At 39.8% G+C, this 18,349-nt stretch carries 17 protein-coding genes; 9 read left to right on the top strand and 8 right to left on the bottom strand.

From position 1 onward, the window contains the following. Positions 1-188: 188 nt before the first annotated feature. From I6E72_RS08310 to I6E72_RS08295, 4 genes are all read left to right on the top strand, one after another. The gene (locus I6E72_RS08310) at positions 189-425 is read left to right on the top strand and encodes a hypothetical protein (RefSeq protein ID WP_002959190.1); all 237 of its coding nucleotides are present in this window, start codon (positions 189-191) and stop codon (positions 423-425) included. A 78-nt stretch (positions 426-503) separates the two neighbouring features. After that, complete coding sequence (locus I6E72_RS08305; protein ID WP_197111831.1) at positions 504-1,751, top strand: exonuclease SbcCD subunit D C-terminal domain-containing protein; 1,248 nt, start codon at positions 504-506, stop codon at positions 1,749-1,751. Further along, positions 1,748-5,398 carry an AAA family ATPase gene (locus tag I6E72_RS08300; protein ID WP_197111829.1) on the top strand — a complete coding sequence of 1,217 codons (3,651 nt, stop codon included), beginning with the start codon at positions 1,748-1,750 and terminating at the stop codon, positions 5,396-5,398. Before I6E72_RS08305 ends, I6E72_RS08300 begins: the two co-directional genes overlap by 4 nt. Before the next feature lie 28 nt (positions 5,399-5,426). Further along, positions 5,427-6,083, top strand: coding sequence for a class I SAM-dependent methyltransferase (locus tag I6E72_RS08295; RefSeq protein ID WP_197111827.1), 657 nt, complete (start codon positions 5,427-5,429; stop codon positions 6,081-6,083). A gap of 150 nt (positions 6,084-6,233) precedes the next feature. Here I6E72_RS08295 and I6E72_RS08290 read toward each other — a convergent pair whose 3' ends face one another. From I6E72_RS08290 to I6E72_RS08280, 3 genes are read right to left on the bottom strand one after another with little or no spacing between them, the layout of a single operon-like run. Continuing rightward, the gene (locus tag I6E72_RS08290) at positions 6,234-6,626 is read right to left on the bottom strand and encodes an ACT domain-containing protein (RefSeq protein ID WP_197111825.1); all 393 of its coding nucleotides are present in this window, start codon (positions 6,624-6,626) and stop codon (positions 6,234-6,236) included. Between the two features lie 19 nt (positions 6,627-6,645). After that, positions 6,646-7,209, bottom strand: a complete 564-nt coding sequence (locus tag I6E72_RS08285; RefSeq protein WP_197111823.1) for a DUF6942 family protein — start codon at positions 7,207-7,209, stop codon at positions 6,646-6,648. Between the two features lies 1 nt (position 7,210). Beyond that, complete coding sequence (locus tag I6E72_RS08280) at positions 7,211-7,666, bottom strand: YaiI/YqxD family protein (RefSeq protein ID WP_007376692.1); 456 nt, start codon at positions 7,664-7,666, stop codon at positions 7,211-7,213. A 130-nt stretch (positions 7,667-7,796) separates the two neighbouring features. On the opposite strand from I6E72_RS08280, the gene I6E72_RS08275 reads away from it, so the two are divergent. Continuing rightward, a complete protein-coding gene (locus I6E72_RS08275; protein WP_007376693.1) occupies positions 7,797-8,318 on the top strand; it encodes a lipocalin family protein in 522 nt (173 codons plus the stop codon). A 209-nt stretch (positions 8,319-8,527) separates the two neighbouring features. Here the strand turns inward: I6E72_RS08275 and I6E72_RS08270 are convergent, their stop codons facing one another. Genes I6E72_RS08270 through I6E72_RS08260 form a run of 3 tightly spaced genes read right to left on the bottom strand, consistent with a single transcriptional unit; the run spans position 8,528 to position 10,799 of the window. Continuing rightward, entirely contained in the window at positions 8,528-8,863 is a 336-nt protein-coding gene (locus tag I6E72_RS08270; RefSeq protein WP_007583595.1) for a DUF3325 domain-containing protein, read from the bottom strand. Beyond that, the gene (locus I6E72_RS08265) at positions 8,860-10,461 is read right to left on the bottom strand and encodes a PepSY-associated TM helix domain-containing protein (RefSeq protein ID WP_197111820.1); all 1,602 of its coding nucleotides are present in this window, start codon (positions 10,459-10,461) and stop codon (positions 8,860-8,862) included. Before I6E72_RS08265 ends, I6E72_RS08270 begins: the two co-directional genes overlap by 4 nt. Continuing rightward, the gene (locus I6E72_RS08260) at positions 10,458-10,799 is read right to left on the bottom strand and encodes a hypothetical protein (protein ID WP_007583591.1); all 342 of its coding nucleotides are present in this window, start codon (positions 10,797-10,799) and stop codon (positions 10,458-10,460) included. Before I6E72_RS08260 ends, I6E72_RS08265 begins: the two co-directional genes overlap by 4 nt. 343 nt (positions 10,800-11,142) lie before the next feature. Between I6E72_RS08260 and I6E72_RS08255 the strand changes: the two genes are divergently transcribed. From I6E72_RS08255 to I6E72_RS08245, 3 genes are all read left to right on the top strand, one after another. Beyond that, positions 11,143-11,499, top strand: a complete 357-nt coding sequence (locus I6E72_RS08255; protein WP_007583589.1) for a VOC family protein — start codon at positions 11,143-11,145, stop codon at positions 11,497-11,499. A gap of 150 nt (positions 11,500-11,649) precedes the next feature. Beyond that, positions 11,650-12,231: a uracil-DNA glycosylase family protein gene (locus tag I6E72_RS08250; RefSeq protein ID WP_197111819.1), complete on the top strand. Its 582-nt coding sequence runs from the start codon at positions 11,650-11,652 to the stop codon at positions 12,229-12,231. Between the two features lie 257 nt (positions 12,232-12,488). Further along, on the top strand, positions 12,489-13,367 hold the full coding sequence (locus tag I6E72_RS08245; RefSeq protein ID WP_024591551.1) for a bile acid:sodium symporter family protein: 879 nt from the start codon (positions 12,489-12,491) through the stop codon (positions 13,365-13,367). A 319-nt stretch (positions 13,368-13,686) separates the two neighbouring features. On the opposite strand, the gene I6E72_RS08240 is transcribed toward I6E72_RS08245, so the two are convergent. Beyond that, entirely contained in the window at positions 13,687-15,354 is a 1,668-nt protein-coding gene (locus I6E72_RS08240; RefSeq protein ID WP_197111817.1) for a cell surface protein, read from the bottom strand. Between the two features lie 72 nt (positions 15,355-15,426). Continuing rightward, positions 15,427-16,893, bottom strand: a complete 1,467-nt coding sequence (dgt, locus tag I6E72_RS08235; RefSeq protein WP_197111815.1) for a dGTPase — start codon at positions 16,891-16,893, stop codon at positions 15,427-15,429. A 163-nt stretch (positions 16,894-17,056) separates the two neighbouring features. On the opposite strand from dgt, the gene I6E72_RS08230 reads away from it, so the two are divergent. Beyond that, complete coding sequence (locus I6E72_RS08230) at positions 17,057-18,277, top strand: alkaline phosphatase family protein (RefSeq protein ID WP_197111813.1); 1,221 nt, start codon at positions 17,057-17,059, stop codon at positions 18,275-18,277. Positions 18,278-18,349 lie beyond the last annotated feature (72 nt).

Raw genomic sequence — 18,349 nt, 5'->3', positions numbered from 1 at the left:
TGGCTCAAATATTGCCGAACTTCATTAATATTCGCTATTTGTACGATAAATGACAAATAGTGTAATTTTAGGTTGATCTTTAGTGCTGTTTATATTTAAAATCGCCAACCTTTTTATTTGAGGCAAATAAATTCGTCACATTTATCCTCAAATTAATATCGATTACTAGCAAGAAATGCGGTGGGCTTATGGATTTTTACATCCTAAAAAAACAACAAGAACTAATTGCGATTCCAGCAAGTGAGAATAACTGTAAGCAGTATCTCGATTCGGGTTATTTTTATATCGATAAAGTAGCAGCGTGCAACGAAACTAATGCATTAAAGGCGCTACACGCAAAACAAACTAAAACGTTAAAAATTCCATTATTAATGGCACTTTTAGCATTACCGGTTGTTTTTTCAGCTTGGTACAGTTTAACCTAACGTAATGCATGCCTTAGGCTTGCATCTTTAACAGCCTTGGGTATATTGGCGCTCTTACGGTTTTATTAAGAGCGCGACATGAAAGTCCTCCACACCTCAGATTGGCACCTTGGCCAACAATTTTACGAACACGATCGCCGTGTTGAACATCAAGCTTTTTTTACATGGTTATTAGCCACTCTTGTTGAACAACAAATAGACTTACTTTTAGTTGCGGGCGATATTTATCATACAGCAACACCAAGTGCTAGCGCCGAAAATCAGCTTTATCAATTTATTAAAGACGCCAAAAAAGCATGCCCACTATTACACGTAGTGATTATTGCGGGTAACCACGACTCTGCAAATCGTATTTTGGCAGCTCAGCCATTACTTGCACAGTTTGATACTCACGTAGTAGGGCGCTTTGATGTCGCAACACCCGATGAAACTGTTATTACCATAAATACCAATGGTAAACGCGCTGTAATCGTCGCTATGCCATTTTTGCGTGCAAGCGATGTAAGTTTACTTAGCCAAACCGAAAGCGGCCCTAGTTATGCTCAAGGCGTTTCAAAAGCTTACGAACTTGCACTAGAGCAAGCTACTAATATAAACGAGCAAAACTCACCATTAATAGTTATGGGGCATTTACACGCAAAGGGCGGGGACATCTCAAGTGATTCTGAGCGTAACTTAGTAATAGGTGGTGAAGAGTCTATTTCAGCCAATGTATTTGGTAAACAAGCCAACTACGTTGCCCTTGGGCACTTACACAAAGCGCAACAAGTCGCTAAAAGTGATGTTATTCGCTACAGCGGCACACCTATCCCTATGTCGTTTTCAGAACGTAACTACACGCACCAAGTAAATGTTGTTGAGTTTATTATTGATGAAAAACAACATATTAGTACAACTGTAAACCCCCTTTACATTCCGCGCTCTGCCGATGTAATTATTTTACCAAAAGGGGAGTGTGTACCATTAAGCGAACTATGCGAGCAAATTAAAGCGCTCGACACTGCACAAAATACAATAGCGCCTTATTTACGTGTAAAGCTTAAATCAAGCGATACCGACACAACATTCAGAGAACAAATAGAACAAGCACTTGAAGGTAAGCATATTAAATTTTGTGGTATTGAACGTGTACGTGAGCAATCAGCGCAAAATGACGACAACACCGTATTTGAAGATTTAAGCGAAGTTGAAATGCTCAACCCACTAAACCTATTAGAACAAGCATTCGCAAACGATAAAGACATGGCAGGGCAAAGTGTACCCGATGAGCTAAAAGCACTTTTAAGTGACGTGATAAACGAGCTAACGGAGCAAGAACAACTATGAAAATAACCGCAGTTCGTATTCATAATTTAGCCTCAATAGTTGACGCTGAAATAGATTTTACTAAAGCCCCATTAAAAGATGCAGGATTGTTTGCGATAACAGGCGATACTGGCGCTGGTAAAAGTACCTTTTTAGATGCCATTTGTTTAGCCCTTTATACAAAAACAGCGAGGCTGCGCGGTGATAAAGGTAACTTAATTGAGTTTAACGGCGACAGCATTAAGCTTAATGATGCGCGAAACTTGCTACGCAGAGGTACATGGGAAGGCTACGCCGAGGTCGACTTTTTAGGACAAGATAAACAGCTTTATCGTGCGCGCTATACAATTGCACGGACCCATAAAAAAGTAACAGGCAAACTTAAAGTAGCAGAGCACACTTTAGTAACCCTGCCAAACGAAACCCTTATAGCTGACAAAAGCCACACAATAAAAGAAGTCGAGAGTAAAATAGGGCTTAACTTTGAGCAGTTCTCCCGTGCCGTACTTTTAGCACAACATGAGTTTGCTGCGTTTTTAAAAGCCACTGGCGATGAGCGAGCGCAACTTTTAGAGTGCTTAACAGGTACCGATAAATTTAGCCGTATTGGCGTGCGTATTTTTGAACGTCATAAAGAGCAAGTAGCAAAGCTTGAAGCGCTTAAAGCAGGCCTTCAAAGCTATACTTTGCTAGCACCAGAAGAACTTGAGCTACAACAAACCAAGTTAACCGATTTAAAAGCACAAACCGAACACACTAAAAAAGAGCTATCCAAAACCGAAAAAGCACTTAACTGGTATCAGCAAGCTACAGTACTTGAGCAAAACTTACTGCAAGCACAGCAAACCCAGCAACAAGCAAGCTCAGCGCTTGAAAGTATCGTTGAGCAAAGCGAGCAGGCAAAACAAGCTAAACAAGCGCTTGAAATAAAAGATAACCGCAGCCGTTTTAATTTGTTAACCGATCAAAATACGGCGTTGGATCAGCAAATAACATCGCTTAAAAGTGTTGATCATTTAGCGGTAATTAACGAGCGTAATACCACGCTTACTAAGCATACCGAGCTGCTTAATAACGCCAATGAGCAAAAACAAAATGCAGCGCCCGTTATAGCTAAAGCGCGAGAGCTCGACAGCAGCATTGCGTTGCAAACTCAAGCTGTAAAAGGTACTGAGTCGCAAATAACCAAAGAGCAATCTCAATTAGATGAGTTCAAACAGCAGCTTAAACAAAGCAATAATGAGCTTGATCTCGCTAATACCGACTCAGCTAAAAGCCAGCAATGGCTTAATGAGCATGCACAGCTGCATGTTTTAGCAAAAGACTGGAGCTACTATCAGCAAAGTTTTAATACCTACTTAAATGCACAGCAGCAATTAACCGCAAACCTCACGCAAAGCCAAACTCTTAATAGCGATCTTGCAAATCAGAGCGATCTTTTAAATACACAAAATAATAAAGTGCAGCAGTGCGAGGTGGCACTTAGTGGTGAGCAGTCTGCTTTGCAGGTATTAAATACTCAGCTTAATGAATTTAATGCAGAGCACTGCGACGCGCAGCTAAAAAGTATTGATTACTTAAAAGAGCAGCGCGAGCGCTATAAGCAATTTAACGCAGAACTAAAACAAAGCACTCAACGCCAACAAGTACTTAATCAGCAGTTAAATGAAAGCCAGCAAGCCCATGTTTTACTTAATCAGCATTTAATAACCAGCGAGCAAGCGCTTAAAGGCAAAGAGTACGCACTTAACCAAGCGCGCCTAAGAGCCAGCGAGAACGTAGAGCATTTACGCACTGAGCTTCGCCCTAATGAGCCTTGTTTAGTGTGCGGCGCAACTGAGCACCCGTATGCGGTAAATCAAAATCAGCAATTAAATAACTTAATTACTGATTTTGAAAATGCTTTTAATATAGCTAAAAAGCAATTTGACCATGCACAAAGCGAGCTGCATAAGCACCAAACTCAACATGCCGTATTAACTGCTGAACACGGACAACTTGAGCAAATAATACAAACAGCAAAAGCTAAACAGCTCGACATTAAAAATACCATGCAAGGCGCACGCACAGAGCTTAACGACTTAACGCCTGATGAGCTTGAAGTAACTTATAAGCAATTAACGGAGCAAAAAGCGCAATACTTTGAGCAGCAAAAACGCCAACGTACACTGCAAACTAAAGTAAATGAGCTACTAGCAGCACTTAAAGCTGAGCAGCAAGCACAACAGCAACTTAGTAATAAACACCTTGAGCTTACACACAACCAAAACCAGTTAACGAGTAAGCATAGCGAGCTAAGTGCGCAAATTAACGAGCTGGGTACAACGCTTAATAATCAATTTGAAAACAATGATTTTTGGCAGCAACTACAAGCCAATACGCTTGAACTTACCGAGCTGCACGAGCAAGTTACGCAGTATCAGCAAACTCAAATGCAACTTGAGCAAAGCCAAAAACGTCAAGACACAGCTAATGAGCAAATAAAGCAGCTCACACCGCTTATAAGTAACAACGAGCAATCGTTAAAAGCACTCAAAGAAGAGTTTGTAAAAGCTAAAGCGCTATTAAACGCTACGCAAAGTGAGCGCTTAGCTTTATTTAATAACGAGCAAATAAGCGCAGACGACTACCAAGCAAAACTCACAAGTGCGCAAGAGCAACTGCAATCGCAGGTTCAAGCGAGTCAAAAAGCATATGACGACGCTATAAAACAACGAGATGAGCACGCCATAACGCTTAAAAATGTAGAGCAACGCTTACTTGAAAACAGCCAAGAGCTAGCAACGCTTGAGGCACGTTATAACCAGTGGTTTACTGACTTTAAAGCGCAATATAGCAAGGCAACGCACGAACAGGTCAAAATTTTACTAACGCTTAGTAGCGAGACTATTAAAGCGCATTTAACTCAGCACGAGCAGTTAACTCAAGCCCTAACAGATGCAAACGCCGCATTAAAACAGCAGCAACTTACGCTTGAAAAACACAACAGTAGCGATAAACCAACGCAAAGTGCAGAGGCTTTAAGTACGCAACTAAGTAGCTTAAACGAGCAACAAGCACAGCTGCAAAATTCATTACTAGCAACTAATACCGCTATTGAGCAACACAACCAAAACGCAAAAGCGCTTGAAGGTAAGCAGGCTGAGTTAACTAAACTTAAAACGCTGGTTGAACAGTGGCATTTGCTTAATAAAGTCTTGGGTGATGCAACGGGTAAAACCATGCGTAACTTAGCGCAAACACAAACGTTAAAAATATTACTGCACTATGCCAACAGCCATTTAAAAACACTCAACAAACGCTACGAATTAACCGCCATAGCGCAAACGCTCGACATTGCGATTATCGATCGCGACATGGCCGACGAGCAACGCTCTGTTAATACACTCTCAGGCGGGGAGTCATTTTTAGTATCGCTCGCACTTGCACTTGGTTTAGCATCGCTTTCGTCAAACAAAGTACAAATCAATTCTTTGTTTATTGACGAAGGGTTTGGTACGTTAGACAGCGAAACCCTAAGCATTGCAATGGACGCTTTGGATTCTTTGCAAGCACAAGGCAGAAAAGTAGGCGTTATATCGCACGTAACACAAATGAGCGAGCGTGTAGCCACTCAAGTGCATGTAGCCAAAAAGCCAGGTGGATATTCCACAGTTGAAGTTTTATAAGCAACATTACTGAAAACAAGGAGATACAATGCCAACGTTTACAGGCGAGCAAGCAACACAATACGATAGCCGTATAACCAGTTTAGTTCCTGGTTATGAATTATTACATCAGCTCACTAACGCACAGCTAAAAGCAACGCTAAGCGATAATGCGCATATTTTAGTAGTAGGGGCAGGCACAGGCAAAGAAGTGCTTGCACTGGCTGCATTAAACCCTACATGGCAATTTACCGCGCAAGATACATCAGCCGATATGCTTGCTATCGCGAAGCAGCAATTTGATGAGCAAGGCATAGCAAGCCGCGTTAATATTCATAACGGACCTGTTAATAAATTATCGGTTAAAGCCGATGCCGTTTTATGTTTATTGGTAATGCATTTTGTACAAGATAACGGCGATAAAAAAGAGTTACTAAAAGCGATTAAAGGAAGCCTTAAAAAAGACGCCAACCTTTATATTGCAGATTTAATGCGCCCTGAAACTTCATTTGAGCGCGAAGCCCAGCTTACAACGTGCGCGCAATTGGGTTTAACCGAAACAGGTAAAACACAAACAGGGCACGACTTAGAAAATGAGTTTTACCCGCTTGATAGAATGCGCTTTAGCGAACTACTAAATGAGTGCAAATTTGGCATTCCTAAACTTTATTTTAAAGCGCTAGGTTTTAGTGGGTATGTAGTTTAAGTTTTACAAGCTGAACAAGCACCCGCTATTTAGCACCAATAAAAACACCGAGTGAACAAACTCGGTGTTTTTATACGTAGGTCGGTTAAGCGAAGCGCCACCCGACGCTCTAATATTAACATCACTCAAATCGTTGCTGTGCCAGCAATCCTAACCAATCTCTCCAAGTGCTTTAATTGCAGCTTGTGCTTTATCTGTTTGTACAAAAATATGATCGTGATAAAACGCAGCAACCACATTAGCGCTAATGCCATGCTCAGTTAGCTTTGCAGATACCGCAGCAGTTAGCCCAACGGCCTCTAAACTTGAATGTACGTTAAGAGTGATTAAATTATATTTACCCTCGTAAGTAATACCTGCTTTATCGGCGGTTTTAGCTTTTAAAATAAGGGTTAGCCCTTCCTCTTCAACATAAGTGGCAAGTGGCTCTAAATGAACATAATCGGCAAGTGAGCCTGCTAAGCAACAAAAAATATACTCGCCTTGCTTAAGCGCTGGCTGCATTGATTTTAATAATTCGTTTAACTCTAAAATTCCGGCCATGGTCGTTCCTTACAATGTGTTATTTAGTGATTTTTAGCTGCGCGACTAGTTCGCTTAATCTCGCAATTTTTATATTACTTAACTGTCTATAATCAAAATATGGGCACACAATAATGTTGTTACTGGTATCGATTGCAAACTCGTCGTCAAGCCAATCAAACTGCGCATGTAACTTACCTTGTTGTAATAAGTTTTTAGCGTGCGTACGCCCTGCAATTATGTGTAACTGGTTTTTATTGCTAGCAGCTTTATTTGCACACGTAATAGTAATGTTGGGCGCGCTAAATAGCAGGGCGGTTTTACTATTGTTTTGCAGTAAATACTCATCGCGATATTGTTGCCAAGTAGGGGCTTGTTTAGCAAATGAATAATGCTCACTTGGCAGGGCAAATAGCACTTTTGCGTACACGTTAAACACTTTGCGCCAACCATTACCACAGTGCTGGTTTATGGTATTTATTTGCTCATTTATAACCGGCTCAAGGCATTCGAGTGTTTCAAAAAACGGCATTGGCGGCGCTTTTGCTACGTATACCGCCACGCTAAATTGCGTATCACCTAAGCCAACTAATTGGGTATTCAAGTTAGTTAGCCTTGTTTTGCGCTAAAATACGGTCGAGGTTATTTGCAAAGTTTTGGCGATCGGTTTGGCTAAGTGGCGGCGGCCCACCACTCATTTCTACGCCACTTGAGCGCATGGTATCCATAAAGTCTCGCACGTTAAGTATTGAGCGGATATTCTCGGTGGTATAAAGCTCGCCACGCGGGTTGAGTGCTTGCCCGCCGTTATCAATTACTTCACTTGCTAGCGGAATATCGCCCGTAATAACTAAATCGCCTTTTTCAATACGTTTTACTATTTCGTCGTCGGCTACATCAAACCCCGACGATACTTGAACGCGGCTTATGTATTTTGACGGCGGAATACGCATTGCGTGATTAGCCACTAAAATAGTCTCGATTTTCATACGCTCTGCAGCTCTAAAAAGTATTTCTTTTATAACAACAGGACACGCGTCTGCATCTACCCAAATTTTCATGCTATGGTCATTTTTATTGCTTTAGAATTAATATGATCCTATAGCAAAATTTTTTAATCGGCTAGCAAACTTTATATCCATCTATATTTAGATAATACGTACTATTTATGTAATTTAAAAAGGAGCTTACATGAAGGCTATTAAATACGGTTTACTTATTACAGGGCTATTTTTTCTTAGTGCTTGCACCAGCCCTCCTGAGGGAATAACACCCGTTAAAAACTTTGATATACAAAAATATAAAGGCAAATGGTTTGAAATAGCGCGGCTCAACCACTCATTTGAAGAAGGTATGGAGCAAGTTACCGCGACTTATTCAATTAACGACGACGGCACAGTAAAGGTCCTTAACAAAGGGTATTTAACGGATGATAAAAAATGGGATGACGCCGAAGGTTTGGCCAAGTTTGTTGAGGGCACTGACACCGGACATTTTAAAGTCTCGTTTTTTGGTCCATTTTATGGCGCTTACGTGATTTTTGAACTTGACCAACCCGATTATCAATATGCATTTATAACCAGTTACAACAAAGATTACTTGTGGTTTTTATCGCGTACACCAACGGTTAGCAAAGAGCTTAAAGAACACTTTTTAACTAAAGCTAAAGAGTTGGGCTTTGCTACTGATGAAATAATTTGGGTTGAGCAATAAACAATGTAAAGCCCCTTTACAGTAGTAATAAAAGAGTCACCTAACTGTAAAGTAACTTAAATATATTATGGTTATATTGTGTGTACTTGCCGTGAGACAGTAAGTATTGGAAACACTGAATATCCCCTATTGTTGGCAAGCTATATAGCTTGCCATTTTTTTTGCCTAATATATGAGAAAATAACGGATCACGTTTTTACTAACTAAGGCTAGTTTAACGCTAAAAACAACCCACTTAGTACAACTAACACGCTATTTAAAACACTAAACCACTTTACGTAGCCTACTAAAAAATTATAAAAAACCATTATAATTAAGACACTTAGGCTCATAAACCCGCAAAATAGTAATGTTCCATATCCACCTTGAGTAACTATACAAAGCACCAAGCTTAGTAAAATACTGATCCAAGCAGCTAATAGCAGCTTTTTACGTTGGGATTCTGTAGGGCGTTTTTTAAATACATCTTTAAAATGATTATACTTAGCCAGCGCAAAACAGTTAAAACTGAGCAGGCATAGGCTAAACCCAAGTAAATCAATCATGGTTTTTGCCTTTTAAGGTTATTAGATTGACTAGGGCTGATTATTTTTGAGTTGTTTTTAGCAGTACGTAATTTTTCGGTTTGTATAAAAAATAATATACTAAATAACAAAAACAGTGCATCAAAAGTAAATAAAGCCCACTGTTTGTGCATCAAATAGCTAACTATATTACCGTTAGTTGTAAGTGCATTAATAACCGGTACGCTTAAACATGCAACAGCATTTATAGCTGCCATAACTCGCCATTGCAGTGTGTCGCGCTTTATAAGTGCTAAAAGAGCAACCGCTAGCCATGTTAAAAAGAACGCGAGTATTTCTTTATCGGCGCGCTCTGCGGTAGTTGGGCTAAGTAGTCTGTTAGCAATAAAAAATGCACACGTTGCCAGTGGAAGTCCCATAATAGTGGCTAGGTTTAACCCTTCAACTAGTTTTAAACCAAACGAAGGTTTAACGTTATTTTTAGTTCGCTCGCGAATTCGCTTAGCCCACATAATACAGCCAGAGCCAATCATTACACAGCCTGCAATACCGCCTAATACGTATAACCAACGCAGTAACCACGTAGCTAAACGCCCTGTATGCATTGAATTAAGTGATTCGTAAAGCGCTTTGCTGCTAGTTAGCTCGTCATCAGTTTTAGCAACCATTTGCCCTGTAGCACCACTAAATATTAAGCGTGGTGCTTGGTCACGCAGTGCTTTACCTGCGCTTACCAATACGGTAATTGTTGAAGCAGCCATATTTGGTTGGTTAACTTGTACGCGAGTAATATCTGCATGAGGCCACTTAGTATAAACCTGATCCAAAATGCTTTGAATCGGCACCATTGATGATTCGCCTTGGGCTTTATCGGTCATGGTGTTGCGAGGGGTTACATCGTTAAAAAAGCCACGCATGCCGTTATCGTAAGACGTTTGCGCAGGGTAGGGAAACAACATAAATATGAGCGTAATCATGCCCGTGTAAGTAATCATTAAATGAAAAGGCAGGGCAAGCACAGAGCTTAAATTGTGGGCATCTAACCACGTACGGCTACCTTTATTACGTCTAAAACTAAACATATCTTTAAAAATACGCTTATGAATAACCACACCCGATATAATGGCAATTAGCATAAAAAAGCTAGCAAAGCACACAATCCAGCGTGCGGTTATTGCATCCATGTAATGTAAATCATAGTGCAGCCGATAAAAAAAGTTACCACCTTTAGTATCTACAAAGGGCTCAAGCTCTTTCATGGTATTAGGGTTTAACTGTGTGTTTTTAAACTGGCTGCGGCGCTGGCCTGGCTCTTTTGGCTTTGCATAACCATAAATTAAATAAGGAATACGCGGCTCAGGTAATGTAATACGCCAGCTTGATGAGTTAGCTCCATGGTTAGCTAAGTAATCGAACCCTGTAATTATTTGTTGTTTTTGCGCTTCTATACGCTGTGTTTGGGCTTGTACATTATGTATGGCAGGTTGATTCCACAGCGTTATTTCGTCTCTAAAAAAGCTAAGTGTTCCTGCAAAAAATATTAAATATAATAACCAACAAACGAGTAACCCTACCCAAGTGTGTAACCAAGTCATCGATCTGAAAAAGCTGTCTTTCATACCCAACCCTTTAGTAATACAAGCAATCCGATAAACGCACCTGTACTTAGTAAAATACTGATCCAAACTTTTCTTAATGATTTAACGCTAAAGGCATAAATAAATACTACGGCATAAATTAAAATGCTGATTGAAACACTAAACAGTACAGCGTCTTGCTTAGCTATTGGCAATACAAAACTTAATAACGCAGTACTTGCAGAGGTAAAGGCATAGCCACCAATTATGGCAATAAAAAAACGTAAAAATACCAAAACTCGATAACTGCTTACGCTTTTTACTATAAGCGCAATTACGTTAACCTTATCGAATGGCGCACTGTGCAAAGGTGCCTGCATAGTTAATTAATCCCTTTATTTAAAGCTGAGGATAAAACAAAGGCGCTATTATATATGTTACAAATACAAAAGATAGCTATTCTCATTTACGGCGACTAACTTTTAGTAAATTATCCTTCTTACTTAACCTGAACCTTGGTTAACAGGTTTTATACGTATTGAATTATGGTGATATTTAAATTTATTTTCTCTAGCGCTGAAAATAGCTGCTCGAGATAGATTTATTATCCAGAGTTTAGATTACTTAGTAAAATACTGATCTGTTATTGTTTAATGATATTGCACAGGCTGCATGTAAAGCTTAAGGTTAATAAACTGAGTAAAAATAAAGAGTGAAATAACGATGAGCGATCACGAAAAACTAAATTACGTAGAGTTTCCAGCATGCGACTTACCCGCAACTAAGGCCTTTTTTAGTCATGTATTTAATTGGCAGTTTACTGACTACGGCCCAGAATACACGGCGTTTAGTGGGCAGGGGTTAGATGGTGGGATTTTTCAGGCTCCATTAAAATCACTAACTCAGCATGGGGCAGCATTACTTATTTTTTATAGCGACGACATACACGCAACCTTTAAAAAAGTAGAGACATTTGGCGGAGTAATATTAAAACCTATTTTTGAGTTTCCTGGCGGTTGTCGGTTTCACTTTACAGAACCAAGTGGTAACGAATTTGCGGTATGGGCGAAAGAACACTAGGTACTATAAGGGCTGTAGGACATTTAGGCTTAAAGATCAGGATTTTACTAACTAATCGCCATTTTAGATAAAATAAACCGATTTTTTACCAACTCATTTATCCTAAATGGCCATTTAGGATAAAAATTAAGCATTTAAGGCCAAATAAACATGAATAGTCACCAATTAATAGACCAAGTTAGTAAATGCGTGATCTGTGATCCTCATTTACCTTTAGGGGCTCGACCTGTAATACAATTTAACCCAAACGCACGTATTTTAATCGCAGGCCAAGCACCGGGTATAAAAGTTCACGAAACAGGCGTGCCGTTTAACGATGCAAGCGGAAACCGCCTACGAGAATGGCTTGGGCTAACACGTGATGAATTTTACGACGCTAATAATATAGCAATTTTACCTATGAGCTTTTGCTACCCGGGTAGGGGGAAGTCGGGTGATTTACCACCGAGAAAAGAATGTGCCCCAGCATGGCGCGAGCAATTATTGGCTGCACTACCAAATATTGAGCTGACAATAGTATTAGGTAAATACGCGCAGGCGTATCATTTACCGGAGACTAAAAAAATGCCACTTACGGAGTTAGTAAAATCGTGGCGTGAATATTGGCCAAATTATTTAGTGCTTCCACACCCCAGTCCGCGTAATAATATATGGCTTAAAAAGAATCCATGGTTTGAACAAGATGTACTTCCAGAACTGGGTAAACGCATTGCTACTATTTTAAATAAGTAATGCTTATAGCATTAGGATTTATTGTAAAGGGGCGTTATACCAATCCGCAATAATACTTAATCATTTTGCGGGGCTAAACGTGTCGCTACCTGTGTTAAAAAATTCTCATTTAGAACAACTAAATAGCGAATTTTTTGCCTAGCTATCAACACGTTTTTCCATCCTCAAAATAGATCACTTAATTAAGCGAATTGGTATACAGTTAACTTAAAAATTAACACTCCAATTAAAAACAATAACAAACGAGGCTGTCTAATTTGAATGCATCTATATTAACTGAAGTAATACTTCCGCTCGCTCTTGCACTTATTATGTTTGGTATGGGTCTTGGGCTCACAACAAACGATTTTACTCGTCTATTTAAAAGCCCGCTTGCCATTGTTATGGGTTTAATAGGCCAACTTGTAGCAATGCCTTTATTAGCATTAGGGCTGTGTTATTTACTTAACCTACCAACGCCTATCGCTATTGGTTTAATGATATTAGCTGCCTGCCCCGGCGGTACTATGTCAAATGTAGTAAGCCAGCTTGCTAAAGCTAATTTAGCGCTTTCGGTAAGTTTAACCGCTGCCTCTACCGCAATTAGTATAATAACCACACCGTTTATTATTGGCTTTGCTATGAGTCAGTTTGCCCCAGCAGACGATGCTACTTTTTCTATTTTAACTACTTCATTAGGGCTATTTTTTATTACCTTAGTGCCAGTTGCTATAGGCATTTGGTTACGTCACTTTAAAAGTGATTTTGCCATTAAAGCAGAGCCGTTTTTTAGACGCTTCTCGTTGTTTTTTATGCTTATGATGATTGCCGCACTAGTAATAAAAGAGCGCGATTTATTAGTTAGCTCATTTAACGATGTATTTTGGGCGTGCATAGCACTTAATATTGGTTCAATGGTTGTTGGTTGGTTAATTGCTAAGTGTTCAAAATTAAATTTAACTGATTCGCTGACGCTTTCAATTGAGGTTGGAATTCAAAATGCATCGTTAGCTATTTTAATTGCTATTAGCTTTTTGAATAAACCAGAATACGCGGTTACCGGTGGCGTGTATGGCCTTGCTATGTTTATAGGGCCACTGCTATTAATTGGCGGGTTAAAGCTTAAAAATAAACGTACCGCTAGGGCTGTTAACTAGGACTTTTAATTAGGGCATGTTGACCAAGTTAGCTTAATTTAAGGCTACGTATAACGTAGCCGTAAACTCCAGTCTAAAAATACCACCTGTTAAATGTATGCTCTGCACCCATCGCGTCAACAAGTTGTAGGCTTACAAAAGACTCTCAAGCTTGAATATTGCACTAGGCGCAGAGCTTGTTTGCGCGAGAGTGAAGCTTCTAATTACTAGGGCGCATTTTAGGATGGGATAAGAGTGTAAGTAATATGGGGTAAAAAAGCAGTTAATTATTTGGTTACTAAAACTGCGCCTCAAATATGAGGCGCTACTTTAAAACTTACTATTTGGTTTGCATGTTTTTAGCGCGTTCTTCTGCATCTATTAATGCTTGTGATTTAGGGGCGCGTTTTTTCTCTTCTATTTTGGGCTTTTCAGCCGAGTCAGGATCCCAGCTTGAGTCTAACGATAAGTTAGCAAATGGATTGTTACTGTCTGCTTTTTTAGGCTCAATTACTGGCTCATCAACTAGCGGTGTTGTTTGTGCTTGCTCAGGTATCGCGTCTTCTTTTTTAGGCATCGGCTTTTCACCAGGTAATGGTGCATCTGGGTTAAATGTACGCACCTCTGGTTCTTTAAAGTCTTGCTCGGTTGTATACGTAGTCGATTGAGCGTCAGATATTTGCTCTGGAGCGTGTAAATCTATAACCGGCTCACTCGCTGTTACTGGCTCAGGAGTAGTAATAACCGGCTCTACAGTGTTATGTTCGGCTTCTATTGGCGCAGGCCCCGTTACTTGCGCTGTATAGTGCTTACGTTGTTTTTTTACTGGCTTTGCATCTGGGTCAAAGTCGCGTACCTCTGGCTCATTAAAGCTGCTGGCATTTTTAATGCGCTCTAAGGTTGTTTTAGCGGCGGCTTCAAACTCGGCGGTATTAGGTTCAGGTTTTTGTTTTACTTCGTTAAACGTAGCGGTACTTGTTTGCTCTAAAGTATCTGCTGGCTCCATTTGTGCAGACTCAATTTCACTTGTTTGCGATGGAATAACTACGTTGTTTTGCTCATCTGAGATCTGCGTTGTTGTATGTTCAATATCAGTATTTTGCGCTGTGTTAGTAGGTTCCACTGACTCTTCATTTGTCGCTACGCTGCTCTCAACTGCTTTATTATTTTGAGTTGCTTCGTTAATGACGACAGGCTCAATCTCTGGCTCTTTTGTTGTTTGTACTGGCTTTGTTGCTTTAATTTCAGGTTTAGCTGGCGTAGCAATTTTTTCTGATTTAACTTCAGGTGGAGCCGCTATAGTCGGTTCTGCCATCGCTTTACTTTGTTTTGCACGGCGCAGGCGCACGACTATCATAGCGCCAATAAGTACCACTATAACAAGTATTAAAGTGGGTAAAAGTAACGAGCTTGGGCTCTGCGCTACAGGTTGCGGCGCAATTACAGGCGCTGGTTTAGTTAACACCGGTGCTGGTTTTACAGGTACAGGCTTTTCAGGCGTAGGTTGAACGCTTTGCTCTGGCGTCGCCGGTTTTACTTGCTCTATCACAGCTTCGTTTTTTTGCTCTATAACTACTTGCTCGGGTGCTGCTTTTGTTGGCTCTGCATTAATTACTATTTCGTTACTGTTGGTATTTAGCTGATCGTTTATTTGTTGTTTTTGATCATTAGTTAAATTAAGGGTTTGCTCGTTGATGCTTTCTTTAACAGCTTTTTCAGTGGGTTTAATTACAGGGGCAGGTTCAACAATTTTAGGTTGTGGCTGAGTAATAATAGTCGGCTCAGGCTCTATTATTTGGGGCTTAGGTTGTGCTTGAATTTCTTTTGGCTTATTACAGTTATTTTTGTAATCACGCGCAGCTTTACGATATTTTTGACTCGCTTTATTATTACTATTTTGCTGCATTTCTTGTTTAATTAAAATGCACATAGCTTCGTTGTATGCAGCACTTTGCGCACTATAAAATAAGGCAAAGCAAAGGGTAAATCTAATTAGTTTTGATATCATGAAGTTATGCGCGCTTAAATATTAATAGTTTGATTTTAAGCGCAAAATTAAAAATTATCCAGAGTAATACAACTAATCAATAACCATAAGGCTGCGATATTCATCGTAAGCAAATTGGTCGGTCATACCGCTTATATAATCTTGGATTAATCTACAACGATAATAAAACTCGTATGCAGCAAAGTGATCGGGCTCTTCTTGCATCGCATCTATTGCGTGTTGGTAACTGTTTAAGTGCTTTTTAGAGAGCTTTTTAACAAGTCGCGACTCTATTAATAAACGTGAATCGCCATTGAGTGCACGCTTAAAGTCATCCTTGTTAAGTCGCAGTAATGGTTTATAGCAATCGAGCAAACCATTAATTATGCGATACCCTTGTAGCTCTAATTTTTCGACTTCTTTGTTTGAAAATACATGCTCTAGCGCTACCTGCTTTAGTGTTTTAGTTACTGCATGTAGATGGCTTCTATCTTCTAAAAGCGCTTGGTTAAAATCGCCGTAGTAAATAGGTTCTATATTTTCGATAAAGCGTTTTGCGGCGTGATTTACTAGCGGATGTAGCAATGCAACCCGCAGGTATATAAAAAATTCACTATTAAAATTATAGGGTTGTGCTTGTGCACGCTCTAGTGCGTAGTCTACGGCTTTGTCTACAAAATTTTGATGTTGAGCGTCGTCGATTAACAGATTTATTAATACTTTTTTGTAACTACTTTTAAGTTTTTCGCACAGCAACTCAGTGCTTATTATGTCTTTTTCTACGGCGTCTTCTATGTCGGCTAAGCAATACGAAATGTCGTCGGCGGCTTCCATTATGTAACTTGCAGGATGGCGGCAGTAAGGCTCAATAGTGAGCTCTTTTTGTAGCGCTTCAACAAAGTTTTTTTCGCTGTAGTAGTAACCTACTTTTTTCATTAAATAGTTTTTATTTTGCGGAATGTCTTTTACATCAAGCCCAGCAGGGCGAGTGTATTTTAAAATACCAGCACTTTGGCTGTAAGTTAAATTAAGCGTTTGCAAAGAATGAATTATACGTATGCCTTGGGCGTTGCCTTCAAAGTTACAAATATCAAGTGCAAGGTGTTTAAAAACAACACCTATACCGGTATTTGGTTCTTTACAGCGCTCGGGTGTTACGCTTGCCAAGTTGTTATTAAACCAGTGGTTAATAGCCGCTTCGCCAAAATGTCCAAACGGTGGGTTGCCTATGTCGTGCATTAAGCAGGCCATTTCTACTAAACTTTCTAGCGGGCGCTCTAGGTCGGTTAAGCCGTAATCTTTTTGTCGTTGATAGCTTAAATTAGCAAAAATACGTTGCACTATAAAACGACCAACCTGTTGTACCTCAAGCGAGTGGGTAAGGCGAGAGCGTACAGCTGCGTTGCGCTCAAGCGGAAACACTTGGGTTTTTTGCTGCAGCCTGCGAATAGCGGCACTGTTAATAATACGGCCACGGTCGCTTTCTAGCGCCATCTGTAAGTTAGAGGTTGTGCGGTACATTCGTGCTGGCGTTATTTTTTTACTAAAATCTATGGTCATCTTTATACTTGTCCTTTTTTACAATTGATGACTGGCATAGTTTTTAGCACATAGTCATTTGTCTTTAATATACAGGGTTTAATCTATCAGTTTGTATCATAAAGTAACAACTTGCTTTAAAATAATTTTTTGAGTAATTGTTGTGCATTTATAGGTGTTTATAATGAAACAGTGGATTTTAAAGGCAGTATCAATTTGCCTAATGTTAGGAATGAACAGCGCATTTGCTGCAAAAGAGCAAACTGTGGTGCTTGTATCAATTGATGGCCTGCGTTGGGATTATATTGAAAAACACGGCGCGCCAAATTTAAAAGCAATGGCCGAGCGCGGTGTTCGCGCACAAAAGCTAATACCTGTTTATCCAACTAAAACGTTTCCTAACCATATTTCTATTATTACGGGCTTACTGCCAGTAAACCATGGCATTGTTGATAATAGCTTTTGTGATAAAGCGCGTAAAAGCGACTGTTACAGCATGGGCAAAGCATTGGGCGATAGCACATGGGTAAAGGGTATTCCGCTTTGGAATTTAGCCAAAATGCAGGGACTTAAATCGGCTACTTATTTTTGGCCTGAGTCAGATGCATTATTTAACGGCATGACACCAGATTACTTTTATCACTATTCTAAATACAGCGATTACCAAAGCCGTGTTGATCAAATTATTCAGTGGTTAAGCTTACCAAAAGCACAGCGCCCACGTTTTATTGCGAGTTACTTTTCGCTAGTTGATAGCATGGGCCATGAATTTGGGCCAGACGCACCACAAACGCGTGATGCAGTTAAACAGCTTGATGAATTAATGGGGCAATTACAAACTCGCTTAAGTAAATTAGAGCAAGAGGTAAACTTAGTTATTGTGTCGGATCATGGTATGACGAGTATAGATCCAGATAAAAGCATTGATGTAACCACACTGCCTCAAGATGAAAACTTTTTAGTTAAAAATACTGGCCCACGTTTACTTATTTATACCCAACCGGATGCTAAAAACGCTGATATTGAAGGTTACAAAGCACGTTTACGAGATGCGTCAAACGGTCGTTATACAGTATTAACTGACGAGCAATTAGCAGCGTATCATTACAATAAAGGCACTCGCGTAGGCGATATTGTGGTGCAAACTACAGCGCCAGCGGTATTTACCAATGGTAAAAAACCAACCTATTTAGGGACTCACGGTTATGCATATACCGAGGATATGGCAGCATCATTTATTGCTGTAGGCCCTGCATTTAAACAAGGTGTAAGCCTTAAAGAAGTAAATAACCTTGATATTTACCCAGTACTTGCAAAAGTGATGGGACTTAAATTGTTAAACAAAGTAGATGGCAATGGTAAAACATTAATGCCAGCAATTAAGCAAAAAATCGTTGTGCATTAGTTTAATCTAAAAGAGCGCGTAAGCGCTCTGCAGGGAAGAACATGTTAAAACTATAAAGTGGGCTATTTAGCC

This window comes from Pseudoalteromonas sp. NSLLW24 (assembly GCF_015864725.1).
Classification (GTDB): domain Bacteria; phylum Pseudomonadota; class Gammaproteobacteria; order Enterobacterales; family Alteromonadaceae; genus Pseudoalteromonas; species Pseudoalteromonas arctica.
Note: the sequence above shows the minus strand (reverse complement) of the source record. Positions and strands in the feature narration are given on the sequence as shown.